General features: G+C 66.8%; 21 protein-coding genes and 1 pseudogene. 6 read left to right on the top strand and 16 right to left on the bottom strand.

The window, feature by feature from the left end; all coding sequences use genetic code 11:
• Positions 1–487 precede the first annotated feature (487 nt).
• From LDO29_RS24695 to LDO29_RS24685, 3 genes are read right to left on the bottom strand one after another with little or no spacing between them, the layout of a single operon-like run.
• Positions 488–1156: an anaerobic ribonucleoside-triphosphate reductase activating protein gene (locus LDO29_RS24695; protein ID WP_224082374.1), complete on the bottom strand. Its 669-nt coding sequence runs from the start codon at positions 1154–1156 to the stop codon at positions 488–490.
• 4 nt (positions 1157–1160) lie between these two features.
• On the bottom strand, positions 1161–1340 hold the full coding sequence (gene nrdD, locus LDO29_RS24690; protein ID WP_224082373.1) for an anaerobic ribonucleoside-triphosphate reductase: 180 nt from the start codon (positions 1338–1340) through the stop codon (positions 1161–1163).
• 29 nt (positions 1341–1369) lie between these two features.
• Positions 1370–3094 (bottom strand): ribonucleoside triphosphate reductase, encoded by a 1725-nt coding sequence (locus tag LDO29_RS24685; protein ID WP_224082372.1) that lies wholly within the window; start codon positions 3092–3094, stop codon positions 1370–1372.
• Positions 3095–3458: 364 nt separating this feature from the next.
• On the opposite strand from LDO29_RS24685, the gene LDO29_RS24680 reads away from it, so the two are divergent.
• The 6 genes from LDO29_RS24680 to LDO29_RS24655 all read left to right on the top strand — a co-directional run bounded on the left by LDO29_RS24680 (position 3459) and on the right by LDO29_RS24655 (position 10290).
• A complete protein-coding gene (locus LDO29_RS24680; RefSeq protein ID WP_224082371.1) occupies positions 3459–5783 on the top strand; it encodes an FdhF/YdeP family oxidoreductase in 2325 nt (774 codons plus the stop codon).
• Between the two features lie 17 nt (positions 5784–5800).
• A complete protein-coding gene (locus tag LDO29_RS24675) occupies positions 5801–6247 on the top strand; it encodes a phosphate-starvation-inducible protein PsiE (protein WP_396022713.1) in 447 nt (148 codons plus the stop codon).
• A gap of 157 nt (positions 6248–6404) precedes the next feature.
• Positions 6405–7277, top strand: coding sequence for a formate dehydrogenase accessory sulfurtransferase FdhD (fdhD, locus tag LDO29_RS24670; protein ID WP_224082370.1), 873 nt, complete (start codon positions 6405–6407; stop codon positions 7275–7277).
• Positions 7271–8482, top strand: a complete 1212-nt coding sequence (locus LDO29_RS24665) for a molybdopterin molybdotransferase MoeA (RefSeq protein ID WP_224082369.1) — start codon at positions 7271–7273, stop codon at positions 8480–8482. Before fdhD ends, LDO29_RS24665 begins: the two co-directional genes overlap by 7 nt.
• Positions 8483–8560: 78 nt before the next feature.
• Positions 8561–10003 (top strand): aminotransferase-like domain-containing protein, encoded by a 1443-nt coding sequence (locus LDO29_RS24660; RefSeq protein WP_224082368.1) that lies wholly within the window; start codon positions 8561–8563, stop codon positions 10001–10003.
• Positions 10000–10290, top strand: coding sequence for a helix-turn-helix domain-containing protein (locus LDO29_RS24655; protein ID WP_224082367.1), 291 nt, complete (start codon positions 10000–10002; stop codon positions 10288–10290). Before LDO29_RS24660 ends, LDO29_RS24655 begins: the two co-directional genes overlap by 4 nt.
• A gap of 12 nt (positions 10291–10302) precedes the next feature.
• On the opposite strand, the pseudogene LDO29_RS24650 reads toward LDO29_RS24655, so the two are convergent.
• The 13 genes and pseudogenes from LDO29_RS24650 to LDO29_RS24590 form a co-directional block, all read right to left on the bottom strand.
• Positions 10303–10645: pseudogene (locus LDO29_RS24650) on the bottom strand (hypothetical protein).
• A gap of 30 nt (positions 10646–10675) precedes the next feature.
• Positions 10676–11485 (bottom strand): HlyD family efflux transporter periplasmic adaptor subunit, encoded by an 810-nt coding sequence (locus tag LDO29_RS24645; protein ID WP_224082366.1) that lies wholly within the window; start codon positions 11483–11485, stop codon positions 10676–10678.
• Complete coding sequence (locus LDO29_RS24640; protein WP_224082365.1) at positions 11482–11694, bottom strand: DUF1656 domain-containing protein; 213 nt, start codon at positions 11692–11694, stop codon at positions 11482–11484. Before LDO29_RS24640 ends, LDO29_RS24645 begins: the two co-directional genes overlap by 4 nt.
• Positions 11681–13771, bottom strand: a complete 2091-nt coding sequence (locus tag LDO29_RS24635; RefSeq protein WP_224082364.1) for an FUSC family protein — start codon at positions 13769–13771, stop codon at positions 11681–11683. Before LDO29_RS24635 ends, LDO29_RS24640 begins: the two co-directional genes overlap by 14 nt.
• A gap of 9 nt (positions 13772–13780) precedes the next feature.
• The gene (locus tag LDO29_RS24630) at positions 13781–13918 is read right to left on the bottom strand and encodes a DUF2474 domain-containing protein (RefSeq protein ID WP_224082363.1); all 138 of its coding nucleotides are present in this window, start codon (positions 13916–13918) and stop codon (positions 13781–13783) included.
• Positions 13918–14925: a cytochrome d ubiquinol oxidase subunit II gene (gene cydB, locus LDO29_RS24625; RefSeq protein ID WP_224082362.1), complete on the bottom strand. Its 1008-nt coding sequence runs from the start codon at positions 14923–14925 to the stop codon at positions 13918–13920. Before cydB ends, LDO29_RS24630 begins: the two co-directional genes overlap by 1 nt.
• Positions 14926–14938: 13 nt before the next feature.
• Positions 14939–16387, bottom strand: coding sequence for a cytochrome ubiquinol oxidase subunit I (locus LDO29_RS24620; RefSeq protein ID WP_224082361.1), 1449 nt, complete (start codon positions 16385–16387; stop codon positions 14939–14941).
• A 350-nt stretch (positions 16388–16737) separates the two neighbouring features.
• Complete coding sequence (locus tag LDO29_RS24615; RefSeq protein WP_224082360.1) at positions 16738–16998, bottom strand: hypothetical protein; 261 nt, start codon at positions 16996–16998, stop codon at positions 16738–16740.
• 45 nt (positions 16999–17043) lie between these two features.
• On the bottom strand, positions 17044–17304 hold the full coding sequence (locus tag LDO29_RS24610; protein ID WP_224082359.1) for a hypothetical protein: 261 nt from the start codon (positions 17302–17304) through the stop codon (positions 17044–17046).
• A gap of 331 nt (positions 17305–17635) precedes the next feature.
• On the bottom strand, positions 17636–18880 hold the full coding sequence (locus LDO29_RS24605) for a CaiB/BaiF CoA transferase family protein (protein WP_224082358.1): 1245 nt from the start codon (positions 18878–18880) through the stop codon (positions 17636–17638).
• The gene (locus LDO29_RS24600; RefSeq protein WP_224082357.1) at positions 18877–19887 is read right to left on the bottom strand and encodes a Bug family tripartite tricarboxylate transporter substrate binding protein; all 1011 of its coding nucleotides are present in this window, start codon (positions 19885–19887) and stop codon (positions 18877–18879) included. The genes LDO29_RS24605 and LDO29_RS24600 overlap by 4 nt, the downstream gene beginning before the upstream one ends.
• 48 nt (positions 19888–19935) lie before the next feature.
• Positions 19936–21057: an NAD(P)H-dependent flavin oxidoreductase gene (locus LDO29_RS24595; RefSeq protein ID WP_224082356.1), complete on the bottom strand. Its 1122-nt coding sequence runs from the start codon at positions 21055–21057 to the stop codon at positions 19936–19938.
• Positions 21057–22286, bottom strand: a complete 1230-nt coding sequence (locus LDO29_RS24590; RefSeq protein WP_224082355.1) for an acyl-CoA dehydrogenase family protein — start codon at positions 22284–22286, stop codon at positions 21057–21059. Before LDO29_RS24590 ends, LDO29_RS24595 begins: the two co-directional genes overlap by 1 nt.
• Positions 22287–22348: the final 62 nt, after the last annotated feature.

Here is a 22348-nt window from a genome sequence, read left to right as displayed (position 1 = left end):
GAAGGTCTGGCCCGAGCCGCGCCGTAGTGACGAAGCGCTGGGCGCATGTGCCATGCGCGGGGTAAAGAAGAGGACATCGTGGTGCCGGCGAGACTGATGAGGTTGCCCGTCGACTAGGACGTGCGCGCAGCGCAGCCGTAGGCGTCCCACCACTGAGGCTATTGGAACGCTGTACCCGAGTCCAACTTGGGGATCGTACAAAAGTCGCTTAACGCCAGGCAGAGGTTCTGACTCACATGGCGTAGCAGGGTCGAACGGGCAACCAGGCATCGCGAGACCAAAGCCGCTCGAACCATAGAGGCGCACCGTTGATGGCCAGCCGCCAGGCGACGCGCTTTTCTGCCTACTCTTTTGTCGCTCGGACAAAAGAGTAGGTCGCCGGCTACGCCAGCGAAACAGCGGTGCCCGCCAAGCACGACAACACAGTCATCGCCAAGACAAAACCCCGCCGGCTCTACGCCGACAAAACAGCCACGCTTGCCCAGCATCAGGGAAGACGCATGAAGACGTGCGGATACGCCGCCGCTAATCGATGTGCGATGCCCTCAGGCGGCACGGAAGGCCTGCCCGCCGTGCCGCGTGGCTGCAGCGCCCAATGCCGGACACCGTGCGCGGCCAGCGTGCCGACGAGGTTGATCAGTTCGTCTTCGCAGAACAGTTCCGGATCCCACGTCGTGCGGCATTCATAGTCCACACCGCTGGCGACGACAAGATCCAGCGACGCCATCACCCTGGTGCCGCTGCCCGGCGTGCGGGTGATCGCATCATAGTGGCGGGCCGGCCCCTTGATATCCAGTCCGACCCAATCCACCAGCGGCAGCACCGCGGCCAGCCGCTCCGGGTACATGCCCGCCGTGTGCAGGGCCACCTGGAATCCCAACGCACGGACTTCGTGCATGGCATCCGGCAGCGACGCCTGCAGGGTTGGCTCTCCGCCGGAGAACACGACGCCGTCCAGCAGGCCGCGCCGGCCAGCCAGGAAGTCCAGCACCTGGCCCCATGGCAGATTTCCCGGCCCGCGTGGTGGAATCAGGTCGGGATTGTGGCAATAGCTGCAGCGCCAGGGGCAGCCCTGGCAGAACACCACGGCGGCAAGCCGGCCGGGAAAGTCGATGCTCGTCAGCGGCGTCAGGCCGCCAATGCGCAGGCCGGCCATGGCTTCAGGCGGGGCAGTGCTGCTCGGCAAAAAAGCGGCGTTCGGCGTGCTCGCCTTTCTTGCCTGTGTTGAAGCTGGCCACGGGACGGTGGTAGCCCATCACGCGGGTCCAGACTTCGCAGCGCTGGCGTTCGTCGTCTTCAAGGTCGATGGCGGTGTTCTGGCGTTCGGATTGGATGGTCATGGTGAATCTCCTTGTTGGGGTTGGAATGCTCAGGCGGCTCGCTGCATGCGCTTGCGAGCCAGGATGTCTTCGTCGCACTTCGGGCAATAGATATGCTCCCCGGCCAGGTAGCCGTGCGTGGGGCAGATCGAGAACGTTGGCGTGACCGTGATGTACGGCAGCCGGAAGTTCTCCAGCGCCCGACGTACCAGGCGCTTGCAGGCCTCGCCGCTCGACAGGCGCTCGCCCATGTAGAGATGCAGCACGGTGCCGCCGGTGTACTTGGCCTGCAGGGCCTCCTGGCGGGCCAGGGCCTCGAAGGGGTCGTTGGTGAAGCCCACCGGAAGCTGCGACGAATTGGTGTAGTAGGGCTGTTCCGCCGACCCGGCCTGGAGGATGCCGGGCCAGCGCTTGCGGTCTTCCCGCGCAAAGCGGTAGGTGGTGCCCTCGGCCGGCGTGGCCTCGAGGTTGTACATATGGCCCGTGGCTTCCTGGTATTCGACGATGCGCGTGCGCACATGGTCGAGCACGCGCAGCGCGAAGCCGTGACCCCAATCCGTGGTGATGTCGTGGACATCGCCGGTGAAGTTCCGGATCATCTCGTTGAGGCCGTTCACGCCGAGCGTCGAGAAATGGTTGCGCAGCGTGCCGAGGTAACGCCGGGTGTAGGGGAACAGCCCCTGGTCCATCAGCGCCTGGATCCGCTCGCGCTTGGCTTCGAGGGAATCACGGCCGACATCCAGCAAGGTGTCGAGCCGCAGGAACAGGCCGGCCTCATCACCCCGGTGCAGGTAGCCGAGCCGCGCGCAGTTAATGGTGACCACGCCTAGCGAGCCGGTCTGCTCGGCGCTGCCGAAGAGGCCGTTGCCGCGCTTGAGCAGTTCGCGCAGGTCCAGCTGGAGCCGGCAGCACATGGAGCGCACCATGTTGGGCTTGAGCTCCGAGTTCACGAAATTCTGGAAGTAGGGCAGGCCGTATTTGGCCGTCATGTCGAACAGCCGCGTGGCATTCTCGCTCTCCCACGGAAAGTCGGGCGTGATGTTGTAGGTGGGAATGGGGAAGGTAAAGACACGGCCTTTGGCGTCGCCTTCCGTCATGATCTCGATGTAGGCGCGGTTGATCATGTCCATCTCGGCCTGCAGGTCGCCATAGCGAAATGGCATCTCCTCGCCGCCGATCATGGGCACCTGCTCTCTCAGGTCCTCTGGGCAGGTCCAGTCGAACGTCAGGTTGGTGAAGGGCGTCTGCGTGCCCCATCGTGATGGCACGTTGAGGTTGTAGATCAGTTCCTGCATGTGTTGCCTGACCTCCGTATAGGACATGCTGTCCTTGCGCACGAAGGGGGCCATGTAGGTATCGAACGACGAGAACGCCTGGGCCCCGGCCCACTCGTTCTGCATGGTGCCAAGGAAGTTCACGATCTGGCCGACCGCGCTCGACATGTGCCGCGGCGGCGCGGCTTCCACCTTGCCGGGCACGCCGTTCAGCCCTTCATGCAGAAGCGTGCGCAGCGACCACCCGGCGCAGTAGCCGGACAACATGTCCAGGTCATGGATGTGAAGGTCACCCTCGCGGTGAGCCGCGCCGGCTTCGGGCGCGTAGACATGGGACAGCCAGTAGTTGGCCGTGACCTTTCCCGCCACGTTGAGAATCAGCCCGCCTAGCGAATAGCCCTGGTTTGCGTTGGCATTGACGCGCCAGTCTTGCCGGTTGAGGTACTCGTTGACGGACGATTCCACGTCGACGAGCGTCCTGGGAATATTCGAACCCACCACGGCCACCCCCCTCTTTTAGCACTATATGTAGGTTGTGATTATTCATCAGGCACTATATGTAGGTTTGCTCCAGATCAAAGTCTGTGCCTGGCAAGCCACTGGCGCGGGTGTGCTCCGGACTGGCTGGCGCGTCGAACGAGCGGGGCGGCGCCGGGCAAGGAAGGATGAAGAAAGACGAAAAAGGATGAAAAGACCGTCGCTGCGGCAATGCCGTGCCTCGGCGGAACTGTGCTCTGTACCTGTGCCGCCGTCTGTATGCACCCGGGCACCCCCGCCCCACCTAATCTGGCGTCACAGCATCGAACCGAACCGTATCCGTTCCGGCCGGCCGGCCGCTGCCCCAAGTCTTACAGGACAAAAAGCCATGAGCTCTCCGACGCCCGAAACGGGCCACATCGCCCCCTATACCCACCCCGCCGCCGGCTGGGGTGCGTTGAAGTACGTTGCCATCAACCTGATCAAGGAGAAGGTTGCCGGCGGCAAGTACAAGATGCTCTTCAAGCAGAACCAGGCCGATGGCTTCGACTGCCCCGGCTGTGCATGGCCGGACCGGCAGCACGCGTCGACCTTTGAATTTTGCGAGAACGGTGTCAAGGCCGTGGCGGCGGAAGCGACCGGCATGCGCGTCACGCCGGAGTTCTTCGCGCAGCATACGGTCACGTCGCTGCTGGAGCAGACCGACTATGAGCTGGAGCAGCATGGCCGCCTGACGCATCCGATGGTGTACGACGCCCAGACCGACAAGTACCGTGCCATTGCATGGGACGAAGCGTTCGCACTGATCGGCCGCCATCTGCGCGCACTGCCGGATCCGAACCAGGCTGCTTTTTACACCTCCGGCCGCGCCAGCAATGAGGCCGCATTCCTGTACCAGCTGTTCGTGCGCGCCTACGGCACCAACAACTTCCCCGACTGTTCGAACATGTGCCATGAGGCCACCAGCCGCGGCCTGCCGAAGACAATCGGCGTAGGCAAGGCCACGGTGGTGCTGGACGACTTCGAGCATGCCGACACCATCCTCGTGTTCGGCCACAACGCCGCCACCAACCACCCGCGCATGCTTGGCGAGCTGCGTGAGTGCGCACGCCGCGGCGCCACCATTGTCTCGATCAACCCGCTGCGCGAACGCGGGCTGGAGCGCTTTACCAGCCCGCAGCACCCGGTGGAAATGCTGACCGGTTCCAGCACGAAGATCGCGTCGATGTTCGTGCAGCCGAAGCTGGGCGGAGACTTCGCACTGATCAAGGGCATGGCCAAGCGGCTGGTCGAGCTGGACGATGAAGCGGTGAAGCACGGGCAGGCGCGGCTGATCGACGTGGATTTCGTGCGCGAGCACACCATCGGCTTCGGTACCTTCGTCGAGGACCTGCGCGTGGAGAGCTGGGCGGACATCGTGGCGGAGTCCGGTGTGCCGCTGCCGGACATCGATGCGCTGACCCGCGTCTATGCGCGCGGCCAGCGCGTGATTGCTTGCTGGGGCATGGGCCTGACGCAACACAAGCATTCCGTGCCGACCGTGCAGATCCTGTCGAACCTGATGATGATGCGCGGGAACATCGGGCGCCCCGGTGCCGGGCTGCTGCCAGTGCGCGGGCATTCGAACGTGCAGGGCGACCGCACGGTCGGCATCGAGGAGAAGCCGGACGATGCGTTCCTCGACCGCCTGAAGGCGGCCTTCGGCTTCGAGCCGCCGCGCAAGCACGGGTATGACGTAGTCGAAACCATCGAGGCGATGCTGGAAGGCAAGGTCAAGGTATTCGTCGGCCTGGGCGGCAACTTTTCCACGGCCACGCCGGATACGCCGCGCACCCATGAGGGCCTGCGCCAGTGCGCGCTGACCGTGAACATCGCCACCAAGCTCAACCGCAGCCACCTGGTGCACGGCAAGGAATCGCTGATCCTGCCGACGCTGGGCCGCACGGAGATCGACGAGCAGGACGGCGTGGCGCAGGGCGTGAGCGTCGAGGATTCGGTCTGCATGGGGCATATTTCGTTCGGCATGAACCAGCCTGCCTCGCCGCACCTGCTGTCCGAGATCGCGATCGTCGCGCGCATGGCGGCCGCGACGCTCGGCTCGGAGAAGATCGACTGGCTGTGGTACGCGCAGGACTATGCGCGCATCCGCGACGCGATCGAGATGGTCATCGACGGCTTCGAGAACTACAACGAGCGCGTCGCCGTGCCGGGCGGCTTTCACCTGACGCCTGCCGCGTGCAACCGTGTGTGGAAAACCCCGTCCGGCAAGGCGCAGTTCCTGGTCCATGCGATCGATAAAGACACCCCCATCCACCGCGCGCGCGAGCAGTACGGCGACAGGCTGATGGTGCTGATGACCACGCGTTCCCACGACCAGTACAACACCACGATCTACGGCCTGGACGACCGCTACCGCGGTGTGTTCGGCTTGCGCCGGGTGGTTTTCATCAGTGCGGCCGACCTGGTGCGGCTGGGCCTGAAGGCCGGGCAGCGGGTCGATGTCACCAGCGCCTGGGGTGACGGCGTGCAACGGCAGGTCGAGGACTTCGAACTGGTCGAGTACGACATCCCTGAAGGTTGCGTGGGCGCGTACTACCCTGAGACCAATCCGCTGGTGCCGCTGGAAAGCACGGGCGACGGCTGCGGCACGCCCACGTCGAAGTCGGTGCCAGTGCTGCTGACCCTGTCGCGCCACCAGCCCGCGGCGGCCTGACGGTGATCCGCACTGCCATGAGTTCCAACCGAATTCCGGGCACCCGGCCCCATCAAGGCGTCGTGCGTGCCCGCCTGGAATCCTTCCTCGGCATGGTGGAGCTGGCGGGGCTGGTCGTGATCGGGCTGGCCACGACGCTCGCCATGGCCGAGGAAGGCTGGAAGGTCGCGGGCATGGGCGCGGTCTCGATTACCGACCTGCTGCTGATGTTCCTGTACCTGGAGGTGCTGGCGATGGTCGGACGCTACCTGAAGCTTGGCCAGCTGCCGGTGCGCTTCCCGCTGTACATCGCGATGGTGTCGCTCGCGCGCGACCTGATCCTGCGCTTCAGCGAATCCACCGAGTTCCACATGCTGGCCTTGTGCGGCGGCGTGGTCATGCTGGCCTGCGGCGTGCTGATCCTGCGCTACGGGCAATACCGCTTCCCCAGCACCGACGACGGCGAGAACGGCGCGGGCGAATGAGTCGCCGCGCCGGCCGGCAGCTGTAGATGGCGCGAAGCCACGCAACTGTACGCCTCGCATCCCGTCGCCGCTGCCTGCCATTGCTGCAACAGCTTCCCACAATGTTCCTGCAGCGCCGGCCGGGTGCCGGCGCGCAATCGATCTTTGCGAGGTCCCCATGGATTGCCCCGAACTGGTTGAACACCACGGCTTTGCCGTACGCAGCATCGTGCGGCACAAGGACGATGCTGCGAAGCCCGCCACCGACAATGTGGCGGAAGAGCTTCCCGTGGCGCTTGTGTACAACGGCATCTCGCATGCCGTGATGATGGCAACGCCGCTGGATCTCGAAGCGTTTGCGGTCGGTTTCTCGCTGACGGAAGACATCGTCAGCCGCAACGAGCAAATCCATGACCTGGAAGTGCAAGTGCACGGGCACGGCGCCGAAGTCCGGCTCCAGATCGGCGAACAGGCTTTTGCCGCCATGAAGGCGCGCCGGCGTGCGCTGGCGGGCCGAACGGGCTGCGGCATTTGCGGCATCGAGAGCCTCGAATTGCTCGACCTGGAACCCGCGCGCATGCGTGCGCCGGCGGCGCGGCTGCAGCCGACGCGGGAGATGATCGCGCGCGCGGCGGCTGCGCTGCCTTCGCACCAGCGACTGATGCGCGAAACCGGTGGCGTCCACGCCGCGGCCTGGTGCGATGCCCGTGGCGAGATCCTCCACGTTTTCGAGGATGTCGGCCGGCATAACGGCCTGGACAAGCTGATCGGCCACCTGGCGATGCAGCGCGTCCCGATGGATGATGGCTTTGTTTTCCTGTCGAGCCGCGCCAGCTATGAGCTGGTACGCAAGGCCGCGCGCATGAATATCCAGATGCTGGCGACGATTTCGGCACCGACCTCGCTCGCCATCCGCATTGCCGAGCAGGCCGGCCTGCGCCTGCTCAGCTTCTGCCGGAAGGACGGCTACGTCGACTACACGGGTACTGCCCACGACGGCGACCACGACGGGTTAGACGAACGCGCCATGGCCGGAGAGGCATCATGCTGAGCTTTGACGAGGCACAGGCGATCTTCGCTGCGGCGGCGGAGCCGGTCCGGGAGACGGAAACAGTGTGGCTCGGGCTGCTGACTGGCCGTGTGCTGTCCCAGGACCTGTCAGCCGTGACCGATACCCCGGCGGCGGACCGCAGCGCGATGGATGGCTATGCCGTCCGCTGCGAGGACTGCCGCGGCGACGCATGCCTGCCGGTGCAGCAGGTGGTCTATGCGGGCACGCGGCCGCAGGCGCTGCGCCCCGGCCATGCCATCCGCATCTACACCGGCGGGGTGGTCCCGCAGGGTGCCGATGCCGTGATTGCGCAGGAAGATGCCGTGGAGAACTATCGCGGCGTGACCTGCAGCAGGGCGCCCGTCGTGGGCCAGCATATCCGGCGCCAGGGCGAGGATGTCCGCCGCGGCGATCTGCTGTTGCCGGCCGGTACGCTGATCGAGGCCGGCCATATTGCGGCGCTGGCTTCGCAGGGGCTGGTGCAGGTGCCAGTCTGCCGGCTGGTCGAGGTCGCCATCCTGACGTCGGGCGACGAAGTGGCCGCCCATGACGAACCGCGCGATGTCTACCAGGTGCATGACGTCAACGGCCCGATGCTCGAATCGCTCGTGCAGTCCATGGGCGCGGTGGTGCGCTGCCACCGCCATGTGCGGGACGATGAACGTGCACTGCACAATGCGCTGCGCGAACTGGCGGGCGATGCGGACCTGGTGCTGGTGACCGGCGGTGCTTCGGTCGGCCAGCGCGACCTGGTGGCCGTGGCGCTGGCCTCGGCCGGCGGCGAACTGCTCTGCCGCGGCGTCAACATGCGGCCCGGCAAGCCAGTGACAGTCGGGCGCCTGCGCGGCAAGCCCGTCGTATGCCTGCCCGGCAATCCGGCCGCGGCCTATACCACCTTTGCACTGCTGGTGACACCGCTGCTGCGGCGCCTGCAGGGCCGGTCCCGGCTGTTCCCGCCGGTAAGCCGCGTCCGTGCGGCACTGTCCGGCGCGCGGGTGCCGCCGTGCGACGCGTTCTGGCGCGTGGGCGAGGTTGGCTACCCGGGCGGCCAGGAAAGCCTGGTCCAGGTCACCGCGCAGCAGGGCGCCGCCGCCGTGTCGGCGCTCGGGCAGGCCAGCGGCTTTGTACGGGTCGGGCCGCAGAATGCCAGTCAACTCCAACATGTGTCGCTGCCGTACTATGATCTCCATCGCTGGCTCAGTTGATGATTGCCCGCAGCAGAAGACCCGGCGAGACAACGCCCGGGAACGCGGAACCGGAATGGCCGGCGAGGGGAGCGCGGCGTGAAACTCTATGAAAAACTGGCGGCCGACATCGAAGCGCTGGTGAGGCAGGGCGTGCTGCTGCCCGGCGAGCGGGTCCCGTCCGTGCGCCAGGCCAGCCAGCACCACCGCATGAGCATCACCACGGTGATCCGTGCCTATGTGCTGCTGGAAAGCCGCGGCGTGATCGAAAGCCGGCCGCAATCCGGATACTTCGTGCGCGCGCGGCCCGGCGAGGCGGCCATTGAACTGCAGCCGTCACGGCCCAGCGCCAAGCCGTCCGCAGTGGACGTCAGCGCACTGGTGCTGTCCACGCTGCGCTCGATCCGCTCGGACGACGCTGTGCCGCTGGGCTCGCCTTACCCCGACGCTTCGCTGTTCCCGTGGCAGCGCATCAACCAGTACGCGAACAACATTGCGCGCCGCTATGCCAAGTGGACCATGCTGGACGACCTGCCGCCCGGCAGTCCGGAGCTGATCCGCCAGATCTCGCGGCGCTATCTGGAGAACGGCTACGCGGTCAACCCGAACGAGCTGATCGTCACCATCGGCGCAACCGAGGCCATCAACCTCTGCCTGCAGGCCGTGGCCAAGCCCGGCGACACCATCGCCGTGGAGTCCCCGACCTACTACGCGATGCTCCACGCCATCGAGCGGCTGGGCATGCGCGCGATCGAGGTGGCGACCGACCCGGTCGAAGGCATCGACATCGACGCCCTGGCGCGGCTGATCGACGAGAAGGACGTCGCTGCCTGCATGGTGATGCCCAATTTCCAGAATCCGCTCGGCTTCCAGATGTCGGACGAGAAGAAGCGCGCGCTGGTGGCGATGCTGACCGACAAGGAAATTCCCGTCATCGAGAACGACGTCTATGGCGAGCTCTACTATGGCGATGCCCATCCCGGCTCGCTCAAGGCCTTTGACACGGCGGGCATCGTGCTGCACTGCTCGTCCTTCTCCAAGACGCTGACCAATGCCTACCGCATCGGCTGGGCGCTGCCGGGCCGCTACCGCGGCGCCGTGGAGCGGCTGAAGTTCCTGAATACGCTGACTACGCCGGCCATCCCGCAACTGGCGATTGCCGAGTTCCTGAAGAACGACGGCTATGACTTCCACCTGCGGCGCGTGCGCAAGGCCTACGCGCAGCAGGCCAACATCATGGCCGCCACCGTGCGCAGGTTCTTTCCGGAGGGCACCAGCACGTCGCGGCCCGCCGGGGGCTATGTGCTGTGGGTACAGCTTCCGGAAGGCGTCGACGCCATGGAGATGTACCACGCCGCGCTCGAGCATCGCATTACCGTCGCCCCCGGACATATGTTCTCGCCCGCAGCCACGTACCGCAATTGCATCCGCCTCAACTACAGCGCGGAATGGTCGCCGGGCATCGAATCCGCGGTGCAGACCCTGGGCAAGGTGGCGCAACACCTGTTCGCGCAGCAGTCGGGCGGAAGAGGTCAGCGATGACCCTGCCAGACGGAAAGGCCGAGGAGAACGGGGCGATCGACCCCGCCATCGTGGACGTCCTGCTCGTGCTGAGGCAGGCCGGCATCGAAAGCGGCACCAGTCCGTGGTCACTCCCCAAGATCGCCAAGCGGGCGCAGTTGCCGATGAGCGTGCTGCGCCGGGTGCTGACGCAACTGCAGTCGGCCGGGCTGGCCGAGGTCAGCCTCGAGGAAGATGGCCGTGGCCATGCCAGCCTGACGCAGGAGGGCGCGGCACTTGCCGCACAGCTGTTTTCCGACCCGGCCTGAGCCGGGCCAGGATCAGCCGCCTACCAGGGACATCCGCACCGTCGGGTATTGCCGCTTGCCCTTGGCGCGCCGTTCCTCGCGCAATTCCGAATAGCGGTCGCCGCGTGCTTGCCAGGCTTCGCGGACCGCATCGGCCACAGCCTCGGCCGGGCGCCCTGCAGCCAAGTGCGAGCGCAGATCCACCGACTGCGTGGCAAACAGGCACAGGAAGAGGCGGCCATCAACCGACACGCGCGCGCGTGCAATCGCCGCAGAACGGGTGTGACACGCTGGAGATGAAGCCGAGCTTCAGGCTGCCGTCCGCGAGCAGGTAGTTGCTCGACGTCTCGCTGGCGCGCCGGATCACCGGGACCATCGGATGCGCATGTTCGACCATCGCGCCGCCTTACTCGTGCGGGGTCCGGATGCGGATCGTGGCGGTCTGGCCGGCGACAAGGTGCATGCCCGGCGGCACCTCGTCCAGCGCAACGCGGACCGGAATGCGTTGCGCAAGGCGCACCCAGTTGAAGGTCGGGTTGACGGTGGGGAGCAGGTTCGGTCCGCTGCTGCGGTCCTGGTCGTCGATGCCCGGCGCGATGCTCAGGACATGCCCGCGCAATACCATGTTCTGGCCCATGATGCGCACATCGGCCGCCGCGCCGACGCGGATCGCGGGCAGCTTGGTTTCCTCGAAATAGCCCTCCACGTACTGCGAGCCGCTGGCCACCACCGACAGCGCGGGCCGGCCGCGGTTCACGAAATCGCCGGCGCGTGGCAGGCGGTCGGCGACGTGGCCGTCCACCGGGCTGGCCACGCGGCAGCGCGCCAGATCGAGGCTTGCCGCTTCCACAGCGGCGTCGGCCTGGTCGGCGTGCGCCCGCACGGCAGCCATGTCCGCCTTGCCTGCGCGCGCCAATGCCGCATGCGCGGTCGCGGCAGCGGCCTGCGCCTGCTTCAGGGCCACGCGGAAGCGTGCCTGGTCGACCACGAACAGCACCTGGCCACGCTTCACGCGGGCGTTGTCGGCGACGAGCACTTCGGCGACGAGCCCCGATACGTCGGGCGCCACCTGTACCACCTCGGCACGGACACGGCCGTCGCGCGTCCACGGCGCGCCGGTGTAGTACTGCCACAGATGCCAGGCCGTCAGCGCCGCGGCCGCTACGGCCATCAGTGTTACCGCGACGGGGACGATCAGCGAAAACTTGCGATTCATGATGGAACCTCCCAGATGAGCGCGACCACCGCGCCCAGCACGAGGATGTACAGCGAGAAATTGAACAGCGACCGGTGCCACACGAAGCGGTAGAAGCCCAGGCGGTCGAGCACGGTGCGCACGCCGGCGGTCACGGCAAACGCGGCCAGCATCCAGACGAGGGTGGCGGGCACGAATACGCCGTACACATTGAATTCAGTGGCGTGCATGGCGGCCTCCATTGGTGAGGGTCCCGGGTGGATACAGTGCGAGCCGCAGACTGACGAGCGCTGCCAGCGCGGCGCTCGGGTAACTCTCTGACGGCTCCGCGAGCGCAGCCCAGGCCGCATCGATCCTGGCAGCGAGCGCAGGTGCTGGCGCCAGTTCATGGCCGGCGTGCGAGCAGTGGCGGTAGTGGCGTGCAACGCCCGCCAGCGCCCGCTCAAGGATGCGGCGGCGCGAGGCCGGCACATCCTGGCAGGCGCGCCGGAGGGCGAGCACAGCGGATTCGACCTGGAAGGCCGCGACACTGCCCCCGGTCCGGTGCCGGCCGGCCACCGGCGGCCATTGCCGCAGCAGGCGGTCGAGCATGCGGCCGCGCAACCGGGCGCTGTTGACCAGCGCGCGCGGATGGGCGGCCAGCGCGATTTCGCTCCAGTTGACCCGGGCCAGCCGGTAAGCCACAAGCTGCCGGCCAAACGGCTGCATCAGCGCGGCCCACAGGGCGGCGAAGCAAAGCGCCGCCAGGCTGGCCAGGCTGCTGTTGAAGATGTCGACAAAGCGCGCCGCATTCAGCTGCGGCATGCCGGCAAACGACGCCGACGTGACCGCGAGCAGCACGCCGAACAGCGCGTAGCGCGACTGCGTCGTCAGCGCCCCGATGACGAGGTAAGGCCAGAACAGCAGCAGCGCCAGCGCACTGAAGTCATGGGCCAGCACCAGCACCACGAACTGGTAGTACCAGGCGAGCAGCGCGCAGGCGACGCTCCACACCACCACGCGCCCGGCCATCAGCCGCGGCTGATCGGCGGCGGCGATGAAGCAGCTTGCCAGCGCCGCCAGTCCGACCGGGCCTGCGCCGTCCACCCAGCCCGAGGCCATCCACAGCAAGCCGGCGACAAAGGTCGCCGTGCCCGCGGTCGCGGCGCGGAACAGCAGCCGGGCGTGGTCGTGGTGCCGTGCCTGGCCCGCGGGCTCCACGCGATACCGGAGCACGGCAGGCTCGGTGCCGCCCTGCCGCAGGCTGGCCTGCAGCAGGCGGCAGTCCTGCCACAGGTCGGCCAGCTCGTCGAGGTACTCGCTGGCAGCCGCAACCAGCCTCGCATGCCAGTCCGCGGTTGCGGCCGGCGTCGAGCCCGCCGGGCGGCAGGCGTACAACGGGCGGCTTGCGCCGGGCGCGCCGGCGATCCATGCCACTGTGGCGCGCAGCCGCTGCGCCACGGCGTCGGGAAGGCCTTCCGGCGACCGGCGCAGTGCGGCGACAGTGTCTGCCAGCGCCAGCACCCTCGGCAGCAGCGCAGCCATCCGCTGGTGCAGCGCGCGAGCGTGCCGCAGCGCTGGCGCGCCATCGGTTTCGTAGGCGAGCTGCGCAAGCAGGGTTTCCATCGCGACGATATCGGCGGCCAGCACGCTGAAGCTGTCATGGCGCCGCGCCGGGCTGGCGCCGGTGCCGAGCATGTCCTGGATCCAGCGAGAAGCGTGCGTGAGCCACGTGGACACGCGCGCCGCCAGCGCTGGCTTCGTCCGGACAGGAAAGACCACTGCGCTGACGACGCTGGCGCAGATGATGCCGATCGCGATTTCCTCGATGCGGGTCAGCGCGACCGCGAAGACGGTGCCGGGGGAGGTTACGGTCGGCAATGCCACGATCGGCAGCGTGTAGGCGGCCAGCAGGCAGATGTAGTTGCGCGGCGCCGGCTCCAGCAGCGACAGGTAGAGCAGGGCGCCGGTCCAGCACGCAATGGCCGCCATCAGCATCACGGGCTTGTCGATCAGCAGTGGCACCAGTGCCACGGCGCACAAGGCGCCGAGCAGCGTGCCGGCGACGCGGTAGGTACCCTTGGCATAGGTGGCGCCGGCCAGCGGGCTGGATACCAGGTACACCGTGGCCAGGGCCCAGTAGGGCCGCGGCAGGCCCAGCGCCAGTGCCGCGTACAGCGCGAGCATGGCCGCGCCGAACACCTTGAGCGAATGGATCCACGGCGACAGGTCCGGCCGCGCCGCCCAGGCCGCGGCCAGGGCGCCGGCCGCGCCGCCTGTCCGGCTGGTTGGCGGCCTGGCGCTGGCGGAGGTACCGGATGCTGGCATGGCTTGCGCTCAGGTCGAGAGTCCGGCCGCGCGCATCAGCAGCCGCATCAGGCAGGCAAAGACGAAGACCGTGCCGACGCCCGCCGCCCAGAGCGCCAGCAGCCAGCCCAGGCGGGCCGCCAGCGTGGCTTTCACGATCCTGGCCATCAGTGGTACCCCTCGCCACGACGGACCTTGCCGCGGAATACGTAGTAGGACCACGACGTGTACGCCAGGATGATCGGCACGATGAACAGGGTGCCGACCAGCGCAAAGCCCTGGCTCTGCGGCGGCGACGATGCGGCCCAGATCGAGATCGACGGCGGGATGATGTTGGGCCAGATGCTGATCGCCAGACCGGTATAGCCCATGAAGACCATCAGCAGCGCGTACAGGAAGGGGGCGGTGTTCGGGTGCCCGCGCAGCGAGCGCTGAATGCCGGCAGCCGCGCCCAGCACCAGCAGCGGCACGGGCAGGAAGAAGAACACGTTGGGCAGCGCAAACCAGCGCGCGGCGATCTCGGGGTGCGTCAGCGGGGTCCAGACGCTCACCGCGGCGATCATCGCCACCATCACGCCGTTCAGCACGTTGGTCACGCGCAGCATGGTCCATTGCAGCCGGCCCTCCGTCTTCATGATGAGCCAGGTGACACCGAGGAAGGCGTAGGTGATGACCACCCCAACGCCGGTAAAGATCGGGAATGGTGCCAGCCAGTCGAGGGCGCCGCCGGTGTAGGTCGTACCCTGCATGGCAATGCCATCAATATAGGCGCCAAGCGTCACACCCTGGAAGAACGCCGCAACGACCGAGCCCCACGTGAAGGCGGCGTCCCAGTACGGGCGGCTGCGGTCGCTGGCCTTGAAACGGAACTCGAAGGCCACGCCACGGAAGATCAGGCCCATCAGCATCAGCATCAGCGGCAGGTAGAAGGCGCTGAGCAGCACCGAGTAGGCTAGCGGGAAGGCGCCAAGCAGCGCCGCGCCGCCAAGCACCAGCCAGGTCTCGTTGCCGTCCCAGACCGGCGCGACGGTGTTCATCATCACATCGCGGTCATGGCGATCGCCGACGAACGGGAAAAGGATGCCGATGCCCAGGTCGAATCCGTCCATGATGACGTACATCATCACGCCGAAGAAGATCAGGCAGGCCCAGATTGCAGGAAGGTTGATACCCATATTGATCACCTGTTCAGGAATTGCGCTGGCCGTGCGGGGTCACGGCGGTGCGTGCGGAAGCCGCGCTCACGGCGGCCGGAACGGCGCCGACGGTGCCCGGGCCGTACGGTTGCGGAGCTTCATGCGCGTGCGTGTCGGCGACGGGGCCCGCGCTCGCCAGCTTGAGCATGTAGCGGATGCCAACGCCGAAGACAACGAAATAGACCACCACGAACAGCGCCAGCGACAGCGCCACCGGACCCGCGGCGTGCGCCGACACCGCGTCAGTAGTGCGCTGCAGGCCGTAGACCACCCACGGCTGGCGGCCGATCTCCGTGGTCATCCAGCCGGCCAGCAGCGCGACCAGGCCGGCCGGGCCCATCAGCACGGCAAAGCGCAGGAAGGCGCGGGAGCGGTACACGACGCCGTCGCGGCGCAGCACCCATCCGAGCAGGCCGAACAGGATCATCAGCACGCCCAGGCCGACCATGGTGCGGAACGTGAAGAACAGCACGGTGGCGTTGGGCCGGTCCGCCTTGGGAAAATCCTTCAGGCCGCGGATCTGCTCGTCCAGGGTGTGCGTGAGGATCAGGCTGCCCAGCCGCGGGATCTCGATCGCGTAGCGTGTTTCCTCGCGCTCCATGTCGGGAATGCCGAAGACGATCAGCGGGAAGCCGTTCTTGTCGTCCTTCGCCGCGGTGTTCCAGTGCCCTTCCAGCGCCGCGATCTTGGCGGGCTGGTACTCAAGCGTGTTCAGGCCGTGGGCGTCGCCGACCACTGCCTGCAGCGGTGCAGTGATGAGCACCATCCACAGTGCCAGCGACAGCATCTTCTTCGCGGCGGGCACGGCGCGGCCGTGCAGCAATTGCCAGGCCGACGATGCCGCGACGAACAGCGCGGTGGACAGCAGCGCGGCGATCACCATATGCGCGACGCGGTACGGGAACGACGGGTTGAAGATCACGGCAAGCCAATCGGTCGGCACCACCTTGCCGGCGACGATGGCGTAACCCGCGGGCGTGTGCATCCAGCTGTTGGAGGCCAGGATCCACGTCGACGAGATCACGGTGCCGAGTGCCACCATCACCGTCGAGAAGAGATGCAGCCCCGGCCCGACACGGTTCCAGCCGAACAGCATCACGCCGAGGAAGCCGGCTTCCAGGAAGAATGCAGTCAGCACTTCATACGTCAGCAGCGGGCCGGTAATGCCGCCGGCGAACTGCGAAAAGAACGACCAGTTGGTGCCGAACTGGTAGGCCATGACCAGGCCCGACACGACGCCCATGCCGAAGTTCAGGGCGAAGATCTTGACCCAGAACTGGTACAGGGTGCGGTAGACCGTGTCCTTTGTCAGCAGCCAGCGCGCTTCCAGGAAGCCGAGGAAGCAGGCCAGGCCGATAGTGATGGCGGGAAAGAGTATGTGAAAGGAAATCGTGAATCCGAACTGGATCCGGGCGAGTTCCAGCGCTGTAAGTCCATGCATCGATGTGCTCTCCGTGGGGTTGCCGCCGGCATGCTGGCGGGGCGCGCGACATTACGGAGAAGGGTAGGGAATACAGCCGGTGCGGGAGGGATACAGTTTTCGGGGAAGCGATCAAGCTCAGTTAGGGCGAGGGTTGTCTTTGCCGGGGCGGGAGCAACTTCCGGGCATTGCTGCGCGTGGATGAAGGCTGCGTGCTCAGGGTCACACCACGTCCTGAACCGGTACAGATGACGCTCCCGCGCAGGATCACAGTTCTGACCGGCGCGCTACCAAAGGGAAGGACCGCCCGAGGGCGGTCCTTGGGGGCGGAACGCCAGCAGGCGCCGGCGTCTCCGTTCCTGTCGCGCGGCTCAGTGCTGAAGGGCCGCGACGATGCCGCCCAAGTTGTTGATGGTGTTCGTCACGCTCTTCATGTCGACGTTGGTGCGGGTCGAGGCATCGACTTGCGTGACCGGCGCGACGATGGTGTTGGGGCTGGCGAACGAGACGCCGCTGCCACCGGTGATGGCGTTGATGCCGGAATTCACGAAGACGCTGCCGCCGCGCACGGCACCCATCTTGGCATGGTCGAGGTCTTGTTCGAGCGGGAGGTTCTGGATGGTCAAGGACATGATGGTCTCCTGGGTAGGCTGAATGAACGGGATGGACGAACTGGATTAGTGCTGCACGGCCTGCACGATGCCGCCGACGTTGTTGAGCAGGTTGCTGATGCTCGTCAGGTCGATGTTGGTGCGGGTCGAGGCATCGACCTGGGTGACCGGGGCCACGATGATGTTGGGGCTGGCGAAGGACACGCCCGAGCCGCCCATGATCGCGTTGATGCCGTTGTTCAGGAACAGGCTGCCGCCGCGTACGGCGCTCATGCGGGCGTGGTCGAGGTCTTGTTCGACGGGCAGGTTCTGGATGGTGAGGGACATGATGGAACTCCTTGGGTGTGCTGGTTTGGTTTGGGTTGGAGAGCATTTAGTGTTGCGCTCGCAGGCATATACGCATAGGGTGTGCCAGCCCTGGTGCCAGCCGCTCAAGGAATCATCAACCCATTGAAAATAAAGAAGAAAAAATCAGCCCGGCGCTTGCAGCCGTGCGGAGCCCCTGCGGGGGCATGTTGGATGGCGGCAGACACGTTTGTGGTCCGTTGTCTGGAGCCGGCAGACACGCAGCCCAAAGCCGCATCCGGACGCCTGCCAGGCAGGCGTCCGCCAGAGAAACGGTCAGATCATCGCGGCAAACCGTTGCGCGGATTCCGCGTCACAGGACGCCCGCGCCGCGCAGCCTTTCCATGTCCTGGCGCGTCAGGCCCACAGCCGCGTAGATCTCTTCATTGTGCTCGCCGACCGCGGGCCCTGTCCTCGGTGGCTCGGGGGCGTAGCCGGAGAAACGCGGTACCTGGCAAGGCGCGGGAATGGACCCGAGATCCGGGTCGGGCAGGCGGACGATTGCCTGCCGGGCGCGGAAGTGGGGATCTTCAAGGATGTCCGCGATGGAGAAGATCTTGCTGAACGGTATCTCGCGCGCGTTCAGCGCTGCCGCAACCGCCTGGTAATCATGCGCGGCGAACCAGTCGCCGATGATGCCGTCGAGCGATTCGAGGTTCTGCACGCGCGCGGGGTTTGTGGCGAAACGCGGATCGTCCGCAAGCTCCGGCTTGCCGATTGCCGCGCACAAGCGGCAGAAGATCGGGTTGGATGACGCCACCATCGACACCCAATGGCCGTCCGCGGTGGCGTACATATTGGAGGGCGCGGTATAGGTCGCCCGGTTGCCGGCGCGTTGCCGGACCTGGCCGAGCTGCTCGTATTCGACGGCGAGCGGCTCCAGTAGCCGGAACAGCGCTTCGGTGGCGGAAAGGTCGATCTCGCGGCCCGGAGCGTCCGGGTCCCGGCGGCGTTCGGCGGCAGCCGTGGCGATGGCGAAGGCGCCGAACAGCCCGGCCATGACATCGCCTGCCGGGTAATTCATGTGCAGTGGCGGGCCGCCTGCATCGCCGGTCAGGTTGGTAAAGCCACTCATGGCCTCGAACACCCTTGCGAAGCCGGCGCGCGCGGCGTAGGGGCCGGTCTGCCCGAACCCCGTGAGGCGCAGGATGATCAGCCGCGGGTTGGCCGCACGCAGGGTGGCCAGATCCAGGCCCCAGCGGTCGAGCGTGCCGGTGCGGAAATTCTCGACCAGCACGTCGAATCCGGGCAACAGCCTCAGGAACAGTTCACGGCCTTCCGGCTGCCGCACATCCAGTGAAATGCCACGCTTGCCACGGTTCGCGACTTTCCAGTAGAGCGGCATGCCGTCCTTGACCGGGGCCAGGCCGCGCAGCGGGTCGCTGCCGTCGGGCAGTTCGAGCTTGACGACGTCGGCCCCCATGTCGGCGCACAGCGTGCAGGCGAATGGCGCGGCCAACACGGTGGCCATGTCGAGGATGCGCAGGCCGGCAAGCGGACCTTGCCGATGTGGATCATCGATGGCGTGATGCGGCGGCGTACGGGAACGATCGTTCATGCATCCACCTTGATGTTGCGTGCCTTGATCAGCGTGGCCAATCGCGCGGCTTCGGCCTGGATCAGGCTGTCGAACTGCCTGGCATCGAGCGCGAAGATTTCGGCGTCGAGTGCCTCGAGCTTGCCGCGCACATCCGGTGTCGCCATGGTTGACTGCAACGCCGTGCTCAGATAGTCGACAATGGCAGGCGCGGTGCGCGCGTGGACGGCCAGGCCATACCATGACTGCACAAGGGCTTCCGGATAGCCCGCCTCGGCGATGGTGGGAATATCCGGCAGCGAGCGCGTGCGTTTGGTAGCGTTGACGGCCAGCGGGCGCACGCGCTTCGACTGGATCAGGGGTAGCGCCAGGTTCTGCGACAGCAGCGCGAACTGCAGCTGTCCGCGCCCCAGGTCCAGCACCGAAGGCGGCTGCCCCTTGTAGCCGACATTGGTCACGCGCACGCCGGTCGATTCGAAGAACAGCTCCTGCGCGAGATGGAGCGAGCTGCCCACGCCCGGCACCGGCACGTTCACCGCGCCGGGCCTCGCCTTGGCCCACACCGTGAATTCCTTCAGCGTCCTGGCGGGCACATCGTTGTGGACGACATATACCGACGGCACAGCAGCCACCGCGCCGACAGCACGGAAGTTCTGGATGCGGATGCCGGAGTCCGGATAGAGCGTCTGGGCGACCGCGAACACGGGCGATACGCCGAGCAGCGTGTATCCGTCAGCCGGGGCGCGGCCGGCGAACTCAATGCCGATGCGTCCATCGGCGCCTGGACGATTCTCGACCACCACGCGCTGCGGCAGGTCGAGCGACATGCGGTCCAGCACGGCGCGCAGCGTGACGTCGACCACGCCGCCGGCCGGATAGGGCACCACGGCGTGCAGCGGCCGGTCGGGAAAGCCGCCCGGCCCCGCAGCCGCGGCAGCGGCCGCGCGTGCCAGCGCCGGCAGCAAGCCCGGGATGGTCGTTATCAGCGCCGCCTGAAAGGCAGTCCTGGCAAAGGTGCGGCGATTCATAGGATGTCCTCCTGTTCGTAGTCCGGTCTGGTACTGCGGGCCATGTACTCAGGCCAGCAGATAAGGGCGAAGGCTGTCGAGAGACTGGCGCGTCTCCCGTACCAGCCGGTCCATGATTCGTGCTACCGGTTCGACCTCCTGCACCCAGGCAACGCTCTGTCCGGCAGCCTCGTACATCAGCGGGGCAATCTGGTGCTCCTCGACGGCGGCCAGCAGCCGGCCGGTCAGGGCCTGCTGATAGGGCATGTCGAGCGGCGCCGGTGCATCGGCGGCTTCCCAGGCGTCCGAAAATGCGCTGCGCACGACGCGGCACGGCTTGCCGCTGTGCGCGCGCGTGAGAACCGTGTCTTCGCTCGTGGCTGCCAGCAGCTTGTCGGTGAGCGCGGCGGGGAGCCGGTGCTCGGAACTGCCCAGCCATACCGTGCCGAGCCACGCCCCCTGCGCACCCATGGCCAGCGCGGCGGCAATCTGGCTGCCTGCGCCAATGCCGCCTGCCGCGAGCACGGGCCGGCCTTCGGCAGCGGCAATGATCTGCGGCACCAGCGTGAACGTGCCGATCGTGCCGGTATGTCCGCCAGCGTCATACCCCTGCGCCACGAGCACGTCGACCCCGGCCTCGATGGCCTTGCGCGCATGCTTGACCGCGCCGACAAGCGCAATGGTGGTCATGCCCGCCCGGCGCACACGCGCAATGCTGTCGGCCGGGGTGCCGACGCCCGCCGCGAAGACGTCCATGCGGCTCTCGGCCACGGCCGTGATCTGCTCTTCGAACAGCGCCTGCGAGCGCACGTATTGCGAGAAGAAGTTTCCCTCGGTGGCGGGCGGGACCTGGAAGCGATCGAACAGCCCGTCGACAAAGCGGCGATGCCCGTCCGGGATGGCGGCGGCGAGATCGCCGGGCGTGGAGACGCCAGGTAGTGCCGTCGGCAGCAGCAGGTCAACGCCTACCGGCGCGTCGGGGCAGAGATCGCGCAGCGCGGACAGCTTGCGCGCCAGTTCATTGGGGCCGTCGCGCGCGGCGGCATAGATACCGAGTCCGCCAGCGTTGGAGATGGCCGCGGCGACTTCGATGCTGTGGGCCAGACCGAAAATGGGGTGCCGGATGCCCAGGCGCGAGCACAGCGCATTGGTCAGGGAGTCGGGCAGGATGCCGTGGTTCGTCGATGCCATCAGCGTGCTCCGAACAGGTCCGGCTCGAAGTCGAGGCAGGGGTGCTGGGCCATGGCCGATGCAGTCTTCATGACGTAGCGGCCGATCAGGTTCTTGTGGACTTCGCTGGTGCCTTCGCCAATCTGGTTCATCTTGGCGTCGCGCAGGAAGCGTTCGATCGGATATGCGTTCAGGTAGCCGTTGCCGCCGAGCAGTTGGGCGCAATCGACCACCACGCGCATGCAGAGATCCGTACTGTGCATCTTGGCGATCGACGCGTGGATCGAGGTCTCGGCGTCCTTGCGGTCATAGCGCTGCGCGGCACTGTAGACGAGGCAGCGCGCGGCCTCGATGCGGGCGGCCATGTCGGCCAGCATCCATTGGATGCCCTGGTGTTCGCCGACCGCCTTGCCGGACACCTGGCGGTGCCCCGCGTACTGCGCCGCGAGTTGCAGCGCACCGGTCATGCGCCCCAGCGCAATGGCCGCATGGCCGACGCGCGCGCGGACCAGCGTGTCCTGGGCCAGCGCCATGCCCTGGCCTTCCTCGCCAAGCCGGTGCGAGGCCGGCACCCGGACGCCGTCGAGCCGCACCTCGGCAATGGGCACGCCATGCCAGCCAAGCTTGGGGATGATCGGCGACACGGACAATCCTTCGGCATCGCGTGGCACAAGGAAGGCGGTGAGTCCCCGGCTTCCGCCCGGGCCGTCGGCGAGTGATGCCACCACCACGAACATATCGGCCACCGTGGCGCGCGTGATGAACTTCTTCACGCCTGTGAGCCGATAGCCGCCTGCGTCCCGGGTTGCCGTCGTGCCCAGCCGCGCCAGGTCCGAACCGGCCCCGGGCTCCGTCAGCGCAAACGCGGACTGCGTTTCGCCGCGGGCCAGCGCCGGGACGGTCCGCGCGCAGAGTTCCGGAGATCCGCCGGCGACGATCGGCCGCGAAGACAGGTCAGTGCCGGTCACAATCGACGCCGCGGTGCTGCACACGCGCGCAATTTCCTCGATGATCCTGACGCGCAGCAGCATGGACGCCTCGGAGCCGCCGAGTTCGCGCGGGAAGGCGGTGGCGATGATTCCGTTGTCAGCCAGTGTGCGGAACGTTTCCCAGGCAAAGGCATCATCGCGGTTCACGGCGTTGGCCTTCGGGCCGATGGTGTCCTGCACCAGTTGCTGCACACGGGACAGCATATCAGCGTCCGCCGCATCGAGCGGTGCCAGCGGGTGGTTTTGAGCGGTCAGCGGCATGTGTGGTTGTCTCCTTGATGTTGCCGGTGTGGTTGCTTCTTACGATAAAGAGCCGATATGCT

It is taken from the genome of Cupriavidus laharis (assembly GCF_914271435.1).
Taxonomy (GTDB): Bacteria; Pseudomonadota; Gammaproteobacteria; order Burkholderiales; family Burkholderiaceae; genus Cupriavidus; species Cupriavidus laharis.
The sequence above is the reverse complement of the archived record's forward strand: the minus strand, read 5'-3'. Positions and strand labels throughout refer to the sequence as shown.